General features: G+C 40.3%; 13 protein-coding genes. 9 read left to right on the top strand and 4 right to left on the bottom strand.

Annotated features, from left to right (window positions below; translation table 11 throughout):
• Positions 1-3 precede the first annotated feature (3 nt).
• Both H9X96_RS18155 and H9X96_RS18160 read right to left on the bottom strand, forming a co-directional pair.
• Positions 4-228 carry a DUF3098 domain-containing protein gene (locus tag H9X96_RS18155; protein WP_187667648.1) on the bottom strand — a complete coding sequence of 75 codons (225 nt, stop codon included), beginning with the start codon at positions 226-228 and terminating at the stop codon, positions 4-6.
• A complete protein-coding gene (locus H9X96_RS18160; RefSeq protein WP_062546940.1) occupies positions 228-1,106 on the bottom strand; it encodes an ABC transporter permease in 879 nt (292 codons plus the stop codon). Before H9X96_RS18160 ends, H9X96_RS18155 begins: the two co-directional genes overlap by 1 nt.
• A gap of 340 nt (positions 1,107-1,446) precedes the next feature.
• Between H9X96_RS18160 and H9X96_RS18165 the strand changes: the two genes are divergently transcribed.
• From H9X96_RS18165 to H9X96_RS18180, 4 genes are all read left to right on the top strand, one after another.
• Positions 1,447-1,863, top strand: a complete 417-nt coding sequence (locus H9X96_RS18165) for a lipocalin family protein (protein WP_187667649.1) — start codon at positions 1,447-1,449, stop codon at positions 1,861-1,863.
• Between the two features lie 121 nt (positions 1,864-1,984).
• The gene (locus H9X96_RS18170) at positions 1,985-3,256 is read left to right on the top strand and encodes a chloride channel protein (protein ID WP_187667650.1); all 1,272 of its coding nucleotides are present in this window, start codon (positions 1,985-1,987) and stop codon (positions 3,254-3,256) included.
• 128 nt (positions 3,257-3,384) lie between these two features.
• Positions 3,385-6,192: a leucine--tRNA ligase gene (gene leuS, locus H9X96_RS18175; protein ID WP_187667651.1), complete on the top strand. Its 2,808-nt coding sequence runs from the start codon at positions 3,385-3,387 to the stop codon at positions 6,190-6,192.
• A 427-nt stretch (positions 6,193-6,619) separates the two neighbouring features.
• Positions 6,620-9,073, top strand: coding sequence for a TonB-dependent receptor domain-containing protein (locus tag H9X96_RS18180; RefSeq protein WP_255431167.1), 2,454 nt, complete (start codon positions 6,620-6,622; stop codon positions 9,071-9,073).
• Between the two features lie 61 nt (positions 9,074-9,134).
• On the opposite strand, the gene H9X96_RS18185 is transcribed toward H9X96_RS18180, so the two are convergent.
• Positions 9,135-10,766, bottom strand: a complete 1,632-nt coding sequence (locus H9X96_RS18185; RefSeq protein ID WP_187667652.1) for an ABC transporter substrate-binding protein — start codon at positions 10,764-10,766, stop codon at positions 9,135-9,137.
• 45 nt (positions 10,767-10,811) lie between these two features.
• Here H9X96_RS18185 and H9X96_RS18190 point away from each other — a divergent pair, with 45 nt between their 5' ends.
• Positions 10,812-11,267 (top strand): hypothetical protein, encoded by a 456-nt coding sequence (locus H9X96_RS18190; RefSeq protein ID WP_187667653.1) that lies wholly within the window; start codon positions 10,812-10,814, stop codon positions 11,265-11,267.
• A gap of 5 nt (positions 11,268-11,272) precedes the next feature.
• Here H9X96_RS18190 and H9X96_RS18195 read toward each other — a convergent pair whose 3' ends face one another.
• Positions 11,273-11,794, bottom strand: coding sequence for an NADPH-dependent FMN reductase (locus tag H9X96_RS18195; protein ID WP_187667654.1), 522 nt, complete (start codon positions 11,792-11,794; stop codon positions 11,273-11,275).
• A gap of 184 nt (positions 11,795-11,978) precedes the next feature.
• Here H9X96_RS18195 and H9X96_RS18200 point away from each other — a divergent pair, with 184 nt between their 5' ends.
• Genes H9X96_RS18200 through dapB form a run of 4 tightly spaced genes read left to right on the top strand, consistent with a single transcriptional unit; the run spans position 11,979 to position 15,209 of the window.
• Entirely contained in the window at positions 11,979-12,782 is an 804-nt protein-coding gene (locus H9X96_RS18200; RefSeq protein ID WP_062546947.1) for a ParA family protein, read from the top strand.
• A gap of 10 nt (positions 12,783-12,792) precedes the next feature.
• Positions 12,793-13,713: a ParB/RepB/Spo0J family partition protein gene (locus tag H9X96_RS18205; RefSeq protein WP_062546948.1), complete on the top strand. Its 921-nt coding sequence runs from the start codon at positions 12,793-12,795 to the stop codon at positions 13,711-13,713.
• Positions 13,713-14,420, top strand: coding sequence for a DUF5683 domain-containing protein (locus H9X96_RS18210; protein ID WP_187667655.1), 708 nt, complete (start codon positions 13,713-13,715; stop codon positions 14,418-14,420). Before H9X96_RS18205 ends, H9X96_RS18210 begins: the two co-directional genes overlap by 1 nt.
• A 48-nt stretch (positions 14,421-14,468) precedes the next feature.
• Entirely contained in the window at positions 14,469-15,209 is a 741-nt protein-coding gene (gene dapB / locus H9X96_RS18215; protein ID WP_187667656.1) for a 4-hydroxy-tetrahydrodipicolinate reductase, read from the top strand.

Raw genomic sequence — 15,209 nt, forward strand, 5'->3', positions numbered from 1 at the left:
AGATTATTTTTTTAGAATGGCATAAACTCCAAAGGCAAATCCAAATAACACCGTCATTGGTGCTAAAGTGGTTTTTCTGAAGTCGTAAATATCAGTGGTACCCATCATTAAGATAAAGCCCAATACTACAATTGCGATGCTGATCAACAGCAATTGATAGTTCTTTTTTGTAAAAACAAGTTCAGATTTGCTTTCCTGATTTACAGGAGCTGTTTTTTTCTCTGTCATTAGTTATAAAGGTCGTAAATTTTTAAACGTAAATATTTGCTGACTGCAAACGCAGTGCTGATGGCGGTAATAAAGATACCAACGCCTACTAAGCTCAGCAATACAATACCAAATTCTGTATAGTTTCTTAGAATAATGATTTCAGGAATCTCTCTTTGCGCATAATACAAAATACCTAACAGAATTAAAATGGCTATAAATGCGGCGATTAAACCATGTAATGCCGCCAATAGAATGAAAGGCTTGCGGATAAAGTTTCTGGTAGCGCCTACCAATTGCATACTTTTTATTAAAAAGCGCTGCGAATAAATGGCCAGACGAATGGTATTGTTAATTAAAGCAATAGAAATAACCAATAAGATGGCTGCAAAAGCAAGGATAATCAAACCAATGGTATTGATATTTTTATTGACCATATCAATTAAAGAGCTCTGATAAATCACTTCTTTAACCACCGGATTTTTTGCAATACTTGCTTTTAGTGCGTCAATACTTTTATTATTGGCATAATCTGCTTTCAAATAAACATCCACAGTAGAAAGTAGTGGATTATATCCTAAAAAGTTTACGAAATCCTCACCCAGATCGGTCGTCAGATTTTTTGCCGCCATCTCTTTATTCACATATTGTGTGTTTTTGATCGCTGGATTGGCATTCAACTCCTTTTGGAAAGTTAAAACATCCGCTTCTTTTGCCCCTTCATCCACAATGATGTTCAATACGATATTCTCTTTAACGTAGTTGGAAAGATTTTTTGCATGTACTAAAATCAAACCCAGCATACCCAGCATCAATAGCACCAAAGCTATACTGAAAATCGTAGAAATATAAATGGTTTTTGTCTTCTTAGAAGCATCGCTAACTTCAAATTCTTCCATGTATGTGTTTTTATGTTGTGCGAAAATAAAAAAATATAAGCAACTAATTTAAAATTATAGCCTTTATCCCTTTTTAATCTTTAAAACTACAACGTCTGATCGCTCAAAATAGTTTAGAACACCAGGGATATCCATTCAATTTTAAGGAACAAACATTAGTCTACGTAATTCTTGTGTAACATTTTTGTACCAAAAGCGATTTTTCAGCGTTATTTTCGTGTTGGTCACAAGATGGAATACCATAATCAGCACTATGCTGCGCTTCGGATTAATCCTGAAAACCAATAAAAATCAATCCAACTCTATTTAGTAAAATCAATTGAAAACAACACAAACACTTATGAAGAAACAACTTACTTTTGCTGCAATGCTGCTATTTTTCATGGCAGGGATCGCTACCGGATGTAAAAAGGAAACCGGAGCAGAAAGGTCGTTAAAAAAGAAAATAGAAGGCAAATGGCAGGTCTCCAAAGTAGAAACCACTATTGAAGGAACAGCAATGACGACCTATACCGGCATTCCAGCCGATTTCTTCGAATTCCGAAATGACGATAATGACCAGGTGGAAGTGAGCATTGGGGCTCAGCGGACACTTGGAACCTATGCAACCCTGGCAAATGACGACCTGAACCTATCCTTGTCCGGGAAAATTCTCAAAAGTGTAGTGAATACCATTACCGACAATAAGTTTGAATTCACTTCTACTGTTGAAGGTTCCAGTCCTAAAGAAGTCAGAAAATACTACTTAAGCAGATAAAATTAAAGACAATAGCATCCCTATTCGCTAAACGCTGCCCTTTTGTTTTCAAAAACAATATGGGCGGCTTTTTTTTTATATTTGCCTGAAGCCTTCCAATTTGAAACCTCAGGGCTGGTATATGACGGAAATCAACAGAAATTTTTTAGGATCCATACCCAGATTTCTTAACCAGAATACCATTTTTTGTTACCTGTTAAAATGGACCATACTCAGTATTTTGGTGGGAACTGCTGCGGGAACACTTTCTGCCTTGTTTCTTAGCCTTTTAAATTTAGCCACTGATTTCAGGAACAGTCATCCTCAGATGATCTATCTGCTGCCAGTAGCCGGTTTTTTTATTGGCTTCATATATTTCCATAGAGGAAAAGGTGTAGAAAGAGGAAATAACCTGATTTTTGATACGATCCACAATCCTAAAGATGTAATCCCATTTAAAATGACACCGTTAGTGTTGTTTGGCACGATCATCACCCACTTATTTGGTGGTTCTGCAGGAAGGGAAGGGACGGCTTTACAAATGGCTGCTGCAACCGCCGACCAATTACATCAACCTTTTCAACTGAGCCCTTCCGACCGGAAAATCCTGCTGATTGCAGGCTTAAGTGCTGGTTTTGCTTCCGTTTTTGGTACGCCATGGGCAGGTGCTGTGTTTGGAATTGAAGTATTACTGATGGGGAAAATTCCTCAGAAATCTATATTCCCTGCCATTGCAGCCGCATTTATTGGAGCTGATGTCACCGGCCTATGGGGGGTAGGACATACCCATTACCAGATCAGCCTTGTGCCTAAGATTTCTATGATGGGTATTTTTTATAGTATGGTGGCTGGCCTTGCTTTCAGCATTGCTGCAGTTTCCTTTGTCAGGATTACTGATTTGTTCTCCTCAATTTTCAAAAGAATAAAATTCCCGGCCATTCGTCCGGTTGTTGGAGGTTTTATCGTGCTTGGAATTGTGCTGCTGCTCGACACTCATAAATACATAGGATTAGGAATTCCTGTTATTGTGGATGCTTTTCAACAAGCCTCGCAGACAACCGATTTCGCCTGGAAAATATTCCTTACCGCCATCACACTTGCCGCCGGATTTAAAGGCGGAGAGGTGACCCCATTGTTTTTTATCGGTGCCACACTTGGCAGTGCGCTTTCTATTTTTCTGCCTTTACCAGTCGGCCTGCTTGCCGGAATGGGGTTCGTAGCCGTATTCGCTGGAGCGGCAAAAACACCGATTGCCTGCTGTATCATGGCTTTTGAATTGTTTGGTATTTCCTGCGGATGGTACGTCGCCATTGCCTGTGTAATTGCTTTTCTAGCCTCTGGACACCATAGTATCTACAATGCGCCTGAAAATAAAAGCCCTAAACACTTACTTTTTGGCAGACTGGGGATTTAAGAACAGCAATCCGGCTCATAAATCCTTCAAAACGGAGCCGCTAAAGGACCTATTTTAGAAAGGGTTTCTAATCCAACCTTTATTTCCTTATTTTCGCGCTATATATAAGGATATAAGGCAAAGCTGTAATGGATTATCAATTTAAAGAAATAGAACAAAAGTGGCAAGAGTTTTGGGCTAAAAATCAAACGTTTAAAGCAGAAGATCAGTCTGCGAAACCTAAGTTTTACGTACTGGATATGTTTCCTTACCCTTCGGGAGCAGGTTTACATGTGGGTCACCCACTCGGTTATATTGCCTCCGATATATTTACCAGGTATAAAAGGTTAAAAGGATACAATGTATTGCATCCCATGGGATATGATTCTTTCGGTTTGCCAGCAGAACAATACGCGATTCAAACCGGTCAGCATCCTGCATTAACTACGGAAACCAATATCAATACCTATAGAAGACAATTAGATCAGATCGGTTTCTCTTTTGATTGGAGTAAAGAAGTGCGGACCAGTGATCCTGAATATTATAAATGGACACAGTGGATCTTTATGCAGTTGTTCAATTCTTGGTACAACAAGGAAACTGATCGTGCAGAAGACATCACCAGCTTAATAGAAAAATTTAATGCTTCAGGCAGCGCTGATGTAAAAGCAGTGTGCGATGAAGATACGAAGTCTTTCCAGCCGAGTGACTGGGCCACAATGACCCCGGAACAAAAACAGGAAGAACTGCTAAAATACCGCTTAACTTATCTTAGGGAAAGTACTGTAAACTGGTGCCCGGCATTGGGAACAGTATTGGCAAATGATGAGGTGATCGGTGGTTACTCAGAACGTGGGGGCCATCCGGTAGAGCAAAAGAAAATGATGCAGTGGAGTATGCGTATTTCTGCGTATGCAGAGCGATTGCTGCAAGGCTTAAATACCATCGACTGGCCAGAACCGGTAAAGGAAATGCAGCGCAACTGGATTGGGAAAAGTGTGGGTGCAAGCGTTCGCTTTAAAATCGAAGGGGCCGAATCGCTAACCGGATTAAGTCAGGATTATATTGAAGTATTCACCACCCGTGTAGACACTATTTTTGGTGTATCTTACCTGGTGCTGGCGCCAGAGCATGAATTGGTGATTGCTTTGACCAAGCCAGAACAATTGGATGGGGTCAATAACTATATTCGTCAAACCAAGAAGAAGTCTGAGTTAGACCGTATGTCTGATGTAAAAACCGTTTCCGGTGCATTTACAGGTTCGTATGTGATCAATCCCGTAAGCGGCGAACGCGTACAATTGTGGATCGCAGATTACGTCCTGGCAGGGTATGGAACGGGTGCTGTAATGGGTGTGCCTAGCGGTGATCAGCGCGACTGGTTATTTGCAACCCACTTCAATTTGCCAATTGTGCAGATCTTAGATGGTCAGAAAGACATCGAAACACAGGCAGATTCAACCAAAGAAGGTCAATACATCAACTCTGGTTTCATCAACGGAATGACTTACGCGGAGGCTACAGAAACCTTGAATAATTGGTTAGAAGCAGAAGGCGTAGGAAAAGCTAAAATTAATTACCGCATGCGTGATGCGATCTTTGGTCGCCAGCGCTATTGGGGAGAGCCAATTCCAGTATACTTTAAAAACGGATTGCCATACCTGATCAAGGAAGAAGAATTGCCTTTATTGCTGCCTGAAATTGATAAATATTTACCTACAGAAAGCGGCGAACCACCATTGGGAAGAGCTGAAAACTGGAGCTACGATGATCAGTACGAATATGAATTGAGCACCATGCCAGGTTGGGCAGGTTCCAGCTGGTACTGGTACCGCTACATGGACGCCAATAATCAATCCGCTTTTGCTTCAGAAGAAGCGATTGAATATTGGAAAGATGTAGATTTATATATTGGTGGTGCAGAACATGCTACCGGCCACTTATTGTACAGTCGTTTTTGGAATAAGTTCCTGAAAGATCTTGGACATGTAAAAGCGGAAGAGCCTTTCAAAAAACTGATCAACCAGGGTATGATTCAGGGAAGGTCTAACTTCGTATACCGTGTGGTAGATGAAGAAGGAAAAGGAACGAACACTTTGGTTTCTTACGGGCTAAGAAAAGATTATAAAACTACGCCGCTGCACGTTGATGTGAACATCGTAGAAAATGAAGTCTTAAATATTCCTGCTTTTAAATTATTCAGACCAGAATTTGCGGATGCAGAGTTTATCCTGGAAAATGGAAAATACATTTGTGGTGTAGAAGTAGAGAAAATGTCTAAATCTAAATTCAATGTCGTAAATCCTGATGTATTGATCGCCAGTTATGGTGCTGATACTTTGAGAATGTACGAAATGTTTTTAGGACCATTGGAGCAGAGCAAGCCATGGAACACCAATGGCATTGAAGGCGTATTTAAATTCCTTCGTAAATTCTGGAGATTATTTCATAATGATTCATGGGTATTCAATGTGAGTGATTCAGTTCCTGCAAAAGCAGAATTGAAAGCATTGCATAAAATCATTAAAAAAGTGCAGGATGATGTGGAACGTTTCTCTTTCAATACTTCTGTTTCCAGTTTTATGATTGCGGTGAATGAACTGACTGAACTGAAATGTAAAAATCGTCAGGTATTAGAAGACCTGGTAGTGGTACTTTCTCCTTACGCACCTCATATCTGTGAAGAACTTTGGGCAAATCTGGGCCATGATGCAGGAAGTTTATCTTATGCAAAATATCCGGAATTCAATCCTGCATATATGGTAGAAGATGAGTTCTCTTATCCGGTATCCGTCAATGGAAAAACCAGGTTGAACCTTAATCTAAGCCTGACTTTAGAAGCTAAAGAGATTGAAGAGATTGTATTGGCGGATGAGCAGGTGCAAAAATACCTGGAAGGTAAAACACCTAAAAAGGTGATTATCGTGAAAGGCCGTATTGTGAATCTTGTGATCTAATCGGACTAACATATTTTGAATGAAAAGGCACTGGGCATCATGTTCAGTGCTTTTTTTTTAATAGTGTTCGTGTTTACCAGGGTTTATGGGAAGTTTTAGCTACGCCGATGGTCGGGCTTGCTGAGGCATTGGGCCCTACAAGGCCCTACCAGCCCCCTGATAGCACCCTCTAAAAACCCTGAAAGGATAAAAGCCTAATCGTCGAATTTTAGGTTTCCTTTACTTTTTTCCTTCGGATTTTTCTGTGGATTTTTTTTTGAATTTCTTTTCACCGGTCAAAAAATGCAATTGACCGTAAAATAATTGCCAAAAATCTAAAATCTATAGTTCAGAACTGTAACAATAGATACCTTCGTTAGACTAAATAATAAACCGGAATGCGAGTGGCTAACTGATTCATCTGCAAGCTTCAAAATTAACATTTAAAATGAAAAAACTGATACTCTTATTTTTTGGTCTAGTCCTTACAATTGGGGCAAAAGCTCAGTTTCCAATGGGCGGGGGAACTGCTAAAAAAATGGTTACGGGAAGGATAACTGCCTTAATCCTGGACTCTCTAACCAAAAAACCGATCGACTATGCCACCATTTCTTTAATTAAAAACAAGGATAATAAATCCGTTAATGGAGCGGTAACCGATGAGCGAGGGAAATTAAGCTTATCTAATATCAGTCCGGAAGATTATAAACTGTCTATCGGATTCATGGGCTATAAAACAAAAATTGTGGCCGTAAAAACCACTCCGGAAAAACCGGATTTAAATGTGGGAACGATTTACCTGAGTCCAACAGCAAGCAACCTGAAAGAAGTAGCCATCACCGGTCAGCAGTCGTTAATTGAAAACAAAGTGGATAAAATTGTTTACAATGCTGAGCAAGACATCACCAATGCAGGTGGAGATGCAACTGATGTGATGCGTAAAGTTCCGATGTTATCGGTAGATGTTAACGGAAACCTTCAAATGAGGGGAAGTGCGGTACGCGTGTTGATCAATGGAAAACCATCAGGAACGATGGCAAACAGTGTAGCTGATGCTTTAAAAATGATTCCTGCGGAGCAGATTAAAAGTGTAGAAGTGATCACTAGTCCATCGGCAAAATATGATGCGGAGGGTTCCGGCGGTATCGTCAATATCATCACGAAAAAGAAATCTGCGGAAGGGACCAGTGGAAGTGTGAATGCTTCAGTAGGTACTCGTTCCAACAATGGCGCTTTCAACCTGAATGCAAAAACTGGGCGTTTATCGCTCAATACAAGTCTTGGTGTAAACCATGCCTATGCTCAAAACTCACAGGTACGTTCCCTGAACAGTTTTACATTGCCTGACGGGAGTTTGAGTACCGTATCTCAGGATGGCTTCTCAAAATGGTCACGTATAGGCTATAACGGAAGTGCCGGCATAGATTACGATTTTAATAACTACCATAACATCAGCAGTACCGTTAAGATCAACAGATTCTCTAATGGTGGGCCGGGAAGTTCCGCAATTTTAAGGAATGGCGTTCCTTCTACAAACATTAGAGATATGGATATGGGATTCAATAATTTGGATTGGAATATCGATTATCGCAAAACGAGTAAAAAAGAAGGAGAAGAGTTTAGTGTTTCTGCACAGCTGACTACCGGAAGAAATACCAGCGACTATACCAACAGAATTATTTACGAGCAAGCGGTTACCCCTCCAGGTGGTGGTCTGGCTGTTATCCCTGCAGATATAGTGGATGCAGGAGCGAATACTGGAAAAAACAATGAGTATACCCTGCAATCGGATTACGTGTATCCATTCAGTAAAACGACAATTCTTGAAACGGGTGTGAAAGGGATTTTTAGAAATATCCTGAGTACCTACGGGGAGTCGCTTCAAGATTTCGACTATGATCAGAATGTAGCTTCAGCTTATGCAGTGCTGGGTTTCAAGCTGACTAAGAAAATCACTGCTAAAGCAGGGGTAAGAGGTGAGTATACCAATATCAATGCAGTTTCTGGTCATAAAGACAAATTCGGTAATGACTATACCAACCTGTTTCCGAGTTTGATTTTGTCACAAGCTTTAAAAGGTGGAAGTACCATCAAATTGAGTTATAACAAAAGGATTCAACGTCCAAGTTTATTTTATTTGAATCCATTTGAAAATAAAAGTGACCCATACAATACCTTACGTGGTAATCCGGAATTAGATCCTGAATTGACCCATAATATGGAATTTGGCTACTCTACCTTTATTAAAGGATCGGTGATCAATGCTTCTGTTTTTTACCGCACAACTGAGAATGTGATTGAAAGTGCCATTTTGCCTATCGATGGAACAGCGGCGACAGGCCAAAGGTTTTTGACTACTTACCTGAATATTGGTAGAAGTCAGTCTTATGGAATGAATGTTTTTGCAAGTTATAATCCTAAGCCAAAATGGACTTTAATGACAAACCTGGGGCTGAATACCTATGAAGTAAACAACTCATCCAGTAACATAAATACCGGAACATTTGTAAATTATACGGTCTTTGGACGTTCTGCTTATACCTTGCCAGGCGGCTGGAATACGGAAATTTGGGGAGTCATCAATTCGCCAAAAAGAACTTTCCAGGGTAAAACAGATGCAATGTATTTCTATGGTGCGGCACTGAAAAAAGAGATCATGAAGAAACAAGCCAGCATTGGACTGAATGTCTTGAACCCTTTCAGTCGTGATTTAGTCATCAATACGGTGAATAAAGGAGCAAACTACGAGCAATCTACCAATATCCATTATCCATTGCGTTCTTTTGGGATCAATTTCAGCTATAAATTTGGTAAACTGAAATTCACGCAGCCTAAAAAAGGAGTGAAGAATGATGATGTGAAGAAAGAAGAACAAGGTGGAATGGGAGGCGTTCAAAATTAAGGCAAAACATTTTGATCATAACATAAGAAGACCTTTCCCTGAAAAACGGAAAGGTCTTTTTTTATTGCTTTTTCACCCGTTTTAAAATCATCAGATTTAAAGGATTCGAAGGATATCCGCTAATGTTATTCTGCAGCATCACCAAAGACTGATCATAGAGGATCGGTACTATGTTCGCGTAGGTCATTACCATACTGTCCATCTTTTGATAAAGTTTATATCTTTTCTGTGGATCACTTTCATAATAACTGCTTTCAAATAATTTGTCGTAGTCTTTATTGAAATATCCAGTATAGTTTGGACCATTAGGTACTTTGTTTTTTGAATAAAATACCGCAAGGTAATTCTCGGCATCGCCATAATCTGCAATCCAGGATCCCCGGAAAAAGTTGACCGCATTTTTGGACATCATATCCCTTAAACTGGCATTCGGATTGGCATCTACTTTTACTTTAATACCAATTGCAGCCAATTCACCTTGTATAAATTCCATCAGGTCTTTATAAGTGGTAGAAGTGCTCAGGGTAATTGTTGGCATTCCTTTTCCATTCGGGAAACCAGCTTCTGCCAATAACCGGGCAGCTTTTTCAGGTTCGTAATGGTATCCTTTTACCACGGTGCTGTCGAAACCAGGCATGCCCTGGGGCATAAAACCTGCGGTAGCTGGAATACCAATACTATTTCTAAGGTATTTGATCAGCTTGGGCTTGTCGATCGCATAATTGATCGCCTGCCGTACTTTTAAATACTTTACCGGAGAGTTTTTTGAAATGCTTTTAGCAGTATCTACCAAAAATCCGAGGTACTCAGTGCAGAGGTACGGACTTTTGATCATTTGAAACTTTCCTTTGTATTTGCGGGTCATATTTCCGCTTTTACTGAGGATATCGTCACGATAGCTTCCATCAACTTTATCAAAAAAATCAAGGTCTTTTTTAATGAAATTCATGAAGGCGCTTTGCTTATCGCTGATAAAAGTAACTTTTACCGCATCTAGATAAGGCAGCTGATGGCCATTGTCTTTTTCCCAATACTTTTCATTTTTTAGGAGCACCAGTATCTCATCTTCTTTCCAGTATTTAAATTTAAAGGGTCCGGTTCCGATCGGATGGTTCCGAAAGTCTTTTCCATAATGTTCTACCACCTCTTTGGGCACTACTGAGGCATATTGGGCGGTCAGCAGACTCAGAAAAGGAGGGAAGGGCTTGGTCAGTTTAATTTGAAAAGTAGAGTCGTTGAGCGCGATAAAACTGTGCTGGTCTTTGACTTTGTCACTAAAAATCCAGCTTCCGGAGGAGGCCACTTTGGGATCTATCAATCTGTAAAAGCTATAGGCAAAATCATCTGCGACTACTTTTCTACCTTTTCCTCCAGCAAACGTAGGATCGTCATGGAAATAGACATCATCTCTCAAATGAAAAATATAGCTCAAGCCATCATCAGCGATATCCCAGCTTTTCGCAATGCAGGGTATGGTGTTCAATACACTGTCGATTTGAACCAGGCCATTGAAAACCTGGTTCACCATCCATAGTGCATTCTGGTTGCGGGCAAAGGCAGGATCCAGGGAAGTCAGGTTTTGGTCCAGATTGATATGGAACACTTTTTTTTCCTGCTCTTCGGCCTTTCTGCCGCATGCTGTGAGGACAAACAGTAATAATCCGTAAAAAATATGGCTGATAATACGACGCATCGGTGTAGGAATACTAATTTTGCACAAAGTAATAAATAAAACAATATGTCTTTTTTAAATGCGGTTATAAATAAGGTGGAAGATGAAGTGCTCAATGAAATGCTTCAGGAGCGTGTGGATCTTGTCCAGCATAAAATAAAATTTATGGAGAAGGTATCTGTTGCCTGTCTGGATACCGAAAATCATTTAAACTGTGATCTGGAAGGCGTAATTAATGATGCTGGAGGTATTTTACAGGCGGATATGACTCAGGCAAGAGTGATCATCTATGTGGAACAAGGCGCAAGTATGCTGGGGATGATGGGTGTGGTTCCTTCTTTGCTTCAAAAAGAATGGCCTGCTGTAGAATACAACAGGGTATATTTATTAGACGATCAGGCTGCGGCGGCTGCTACTCCCGAAGAGTGGGTTGCCTTACTGGAAGACATTGCAGAAATGTTATATCCAGGTTATTTTGTTTTCGGCAATGAAGGCAAGAGCTGGAGCAGTTTCGGTGTATAACCGGATTAAAACGTGATAAACTTATCCATTTGCTGGTTGGTGAATTTTAAGGTGTCTTCCTTGAAAATCTCATCCAGCTCATTCAGCTCGGTTTTAATAATGGAAATGTGGATCCTTAATGGCAGTACATTTAAGTGAAGGTAACTGCAAACCCCACCGAAATGATCGATGCCCCGGATATTTCCATATTTCCCAGAAGAAAGGCCTACTAAAGCGGCTTTTTTATCATAGAAACTGTCTGGAAACTGACAGGCATCAATGAAAGTTTTTAGCACACCTGGGAAACTCCCATTGTATTCCGGGATGACGAACAAAAATTTACTGGTTTTGGTCATCATTTCCTGGATGGCTTCAAACTCCGGACTTCGCTTTCCGTACAGGTCGGAAGCGATCAGATTGTCTGGTAATTGTTCCAGGCTGAGGAGCTCGGCTACTAATCCTTTTTCTGCCAGGACTTTTTGATAATATTTTGATACTTTCAGCGTATTACTTCCAGGTCTATTGGTTCCAGAGATGATGGTGATCATGTGAAAAATTGTTAATAAGATGTGTAAAACACTATATTGGCGCTATGCGGTAAGTGTCAAATTGTTTGTATCTTAGCTAATCGTTAAAATGTGCCTAAATCAATACAAAAATAGCATTTTTTATAGATTTAAATCGGGTAACAACAAGCCTTCAGTAAATAATTGGTAATTATTAGAAAGATAAATGAGTAAAATTATTGCATTGGCAAATCAAAAAGGTGGTGTAGGTAAAACGACTTCATCTATAAACTTAGCCGCAAGTTTAGCCGTACTGGAATACAGAACTTTACTGGTTGACGCAGATCCGCAGGCTAACTCCACCTCAGGTATCGGCTTTGATCCGAGAAGTATTAAAAATAGCATCTACGAGTGTATCATCAATGATATCGAACCGATGGATGCCATTCAAAAAACAGAAACCCCTAATTTAGACCTGCTGCCGGCGCATATCGACCTGGTCGGAGCGGAAATTGAGATGATCAATCTCAATAATAGGGAATATAAAATGAAAGCAGTGCTGGAGAAGGTAAAGGATCAGTACGATTTTATCATCGTGGATTGTTCTCCATCATTAGGTTTAATTACCATCAATGCGCTAACTGCTGCGGATTCGGTAATTATTCCGGTTCAATGTGAGTATTTTGCATTGGAAGGATTGGGTAAGCTACTGAACACCATTAAGATTGTTCAAAACCGCCTGAATCCGGAATTGGAAATTGAGGGGATTTTACTGACAATGTATGACGTGCGTTTACGCTTGTCAAACCAGGTGGTAGAAGAAGTGAGAACGCATTTCCAGGACTTAGTTTTTGAAACCATTATTCAAAGAAATACACGCCTGAGTGAGGCGCCGAGTTACGGTATATCTGTGATCATGCATGATGCCAACTGTAAAGGGGCGATCAACTATTTGAACCTGGCACGCGAAATCGTCCGTAAAAACGGATTGGTGACGGAAGTGCAGGATGTAAATAAAGCAATTATATAAAACTATTTTAATGACATCTTTTCAGCGAAAAACAGGTTTAGGTAAAGGATTAAGTGCGCTTTTAGATGACAGCGATTCGGTGAATCCACCGAAAAACGGAGTCAATCCTGTAAGCGAAAACAGGCAGGAAAATAGCAACAACAGCGCTATTGGGCACATCAAGATCTCTGATATTGATACCAATCCTTACCAACCGCGTACGGAGTTTGATCAGGTTGCTTTAATTGAACTTTCTGAGTCGATTAAGGTGCAGGGTCTGATTCAGCCAATCACCGTTAGAAAGCAGGCAGGAAATCGTTTCCAGCTGATTTCAGGTGAACGCAGGTTAAGGGCTTCCAAGCTGGCTGGCCTGACGGAAATCCCTGCTTATGTGCGCAATGCCAATGATCAGCAAATGCTGGAAATGGCCTTAATTGAGAACATTCAACGTGAAAACCTGAATGCAATTGAAGTGGCACTGTCTTTCCAAAGAATGCTGGAAGAATGTAACTTAAAACAAGACCAGCTGGGCGAACGTGTGGGTAAAAACCGGACTACGGTGACCAATTACTTAAGGCTGCTGAAATTGCCTCCATCGATTCAAATCTCGATCAGGGATCAGAAAATATCTATGGGTCATGCCCGCGCATTGATCAATGTAGAAGATGTCGAAAAACAACTTTACATTCACCACGAAATCCTGGATAAAGGACTTTCTGTAAGGAAAGTGGAAGAGTTGGTGAGGGGTATCAATAGTTTAGACCTGAATGCGAAGCGTCCTAAACAATCTAATGGGGTGTCTTTTGAATACCAAAAATTGCAGAAAGACCTCGCTACAAAATTCTCAACGAAAGTGAAATTGAAAGTGGGAGAGAATGGTAAAGGTGCAATTGAAATTCCTTTTATGTCGGAAGACGACCTGAGCAGAATTTTAGAATTATTGGATTGGTAATGTCAAAGGCTTTTCTTTTGTCAGGATTCTTGTTTTTTGCTGCGGTTGTAGTGAAAGCTCAGGACGTGACACCGCTAAAAAAAGACAGTACCGCTGCAGTGGCAGCTCCGGTTAAAAGTAAAACAGATACTTTAAAGCCTAAATATATAAATCCTGGCAAAATTGCCGGTCGGCAGGCCATGCTGCGTTCTGCCATGTTACCAGGTCTGGGACAGATCAGAAGCGGTTTTAACTTGTATCGCGGGTTAAAAGTGGCGGGTATTTATACCGGCGCAACTTTACTGACCCTTTCTTATATTGATAACAATAAGAATTACCACATCTTTCTTACAGAATTACAGACCAGGGCAAAGATCAAAGCCTATGATGATATCGTGAAAGCAAATGGTGGGATTCCACCAGCGGGCCTTGTAAAGCCTGATGTAGAGAAAGATAAAAGGTATGCGGCAGTAAGTGATCAAAATCTGGTGACTGCAAAAGATACCTATAGAAGGAATAAAGATGTGATTCTGTTCTCTTTTGTGGGTTTGTATCTTTTAAATATCGTTGATGCTTATGTGGATGCCCGACTAAAATATTTTGATGTAGGTGATGTATCTGTGAAGTTGGCTCCCACAATGATAAACAACAGCAGCATGTACGGTAGCAATAGCATCAATGGATTAAACCTACCCGTACCAGGAATTAAATTAGCCGTCCGTTTTTAATTGACCCGGAGGATAACAGCATAAAATTATTAATTGAACCAAGAAAAAATGAAAATAGCACTATTGGGTTATGGTAAAATGGGTCAGATTATTGAACGTTTTGCCCTGGAAAGAGGCCACGAAGTGGTTTTGAAAATCAACTCATCCAATCTGGATGACCTTAACGTAGCTAACCTGTCTAAAGCAGATGTAGCCATAGATTTTAGTATTCCAGATGCCACAATAGGAAATATTTACCGTTGTTTTGAAGCCAATGTACCTATTGTAGTAGGTTCAACAGGATGGTACGGACAATTGCAGGAAGTAAAAGATGAATGTTTAGCCAGTAACAATACGCTGCTTTATGGGTCAAACTTCAGTATTGGGGTAAATATATTTTTCCATATCAATCAGGTTTTAGCGAAAGTAATGAATAACTTCCCTGCTTATGATGTACAGGTAGAAGAGATTCACCATACTCAGAAGCTGGATTCGCCAAGCGGAACCGCCATGACAATTGCCGAAGGGATTATTGATGCCTTAGACAGTAAGAAAGAATGGGTAAATGAATTGGTAGGTACTCCTTTTGAGGATGTGATTAAAAAAGACCAGGTGCTGATTGAATCACACCGTATTGAACATGTTCCTGGAACACATACCGTAGTGTATAGTTCTGAAGTGGACGACATTGAGATTAAACATACCGCACATAACCGTGCTGGTTTTGCTTTGGGTGCTATAGTTGCAGCGGAGTGGTTGCAAAATAAACAAGGCTTTTATAACATAGCCGATATATTTAATTTTAAATAG

This window comes from Pedobacter sp. N36a (genome assembly GCF_014472395.1).
Taxonomy (GTDB): Bacteria; Bacteroidota; Bacteroidia; order Sphingobacteriales; family Sphingobacteriaceae; genus Pedobacter.

Bases quoted from the DNA above. Each gene is read 5' to 3' on its own strand.
- H9X96_RS18200 (WP_062546947.1), top strand. From the start codon at position 11,979: ATGAGTAAAATTATTGCATTGGCAAATCAAAAAGGTGGTGTAGGTAAA.
- H9X96_RS18170 (WP_187667650.1), top strand. From the start codon at position 1,985: ATGACGGAAATCAACAGAAATTTTTTAGGATCCATACCCAGATTTCTT.
- H9X96_RS18210 (WP_187667655.1), top strand. From the start codon at position 13,713: ATGTCAAAGGCTTTTCTTTTGTCAGGATTCTTGTTTTTTGCTGCGGTT.
- H9X96_RS18155 (WP_187667648.1), bottom strand. From the start codon at position 228: ATGACAGAGAAAAAAACAGCTCCTGTAAATCAGGAAAGCAAATCTGAA.
- H9X96_RS18190 (WP_187667653.1), top strand. From the start codon at position 10,812: ATGTCTTTTTTAAATGCGGTTATAAATAAGGTGGAAGATGAAGTGCTC.
- H9X96_RS18165 (WP_187667649.1), top strand. From the start codon at position 1,447: ATGAAGAAACAACTTACTTTTGCTGCAATGCTGCTATTTTTCATGGCA.
- H9X96_RS18185 (WP_187667652.1), bottom strand. From the start codon at position 10,766: ATGCGTCGTATTATCAGCCATATTTTTTACGGATTATTACTGTTTGTC.
- leuS (WP_187667651.1), top strand. From the start codon at position 3,385: ATGGATTATCAATTTAAAGAAATAGAACAAAAGTGGCAAGAGTTTTGG.
- H9X96_RS18195 (WP_187667654.1), bottom strand. From the start codon at position 11,794: ATGATCACCATCATCTCTGGAACCAATAGACCTGGAAGTAATACGCTG.
- H9X96_RS18160 (WP_062546940.1), bottom strand. From the start codon at position 1,106: ATGGAAGAATTTGAAGTTAGCGATGCTTCTAAGAAGACAAAAACCATT.
- H9X96_RS18205 (WP_062546948.1), top strand. From the start codon at position 12,793: ATGACATCTTTTCAGCGAAAAACAGGTTTAGGTAAAGGATTAAGTGCG.
- H9X96_RS18180 (WP_255431167.1), top strand. From the start codon at position 6,620: ATGAAAAAACTGATACTCTTATTTTTTGGTCTAGTCCTTACAATTGGG.
- dapB (WP_187667656.1), top strand. From the start codon at position 14,469: ATGAAAATAGCACTATTGGGTTATGGTAAAATGGGTCAGATTATTGAA.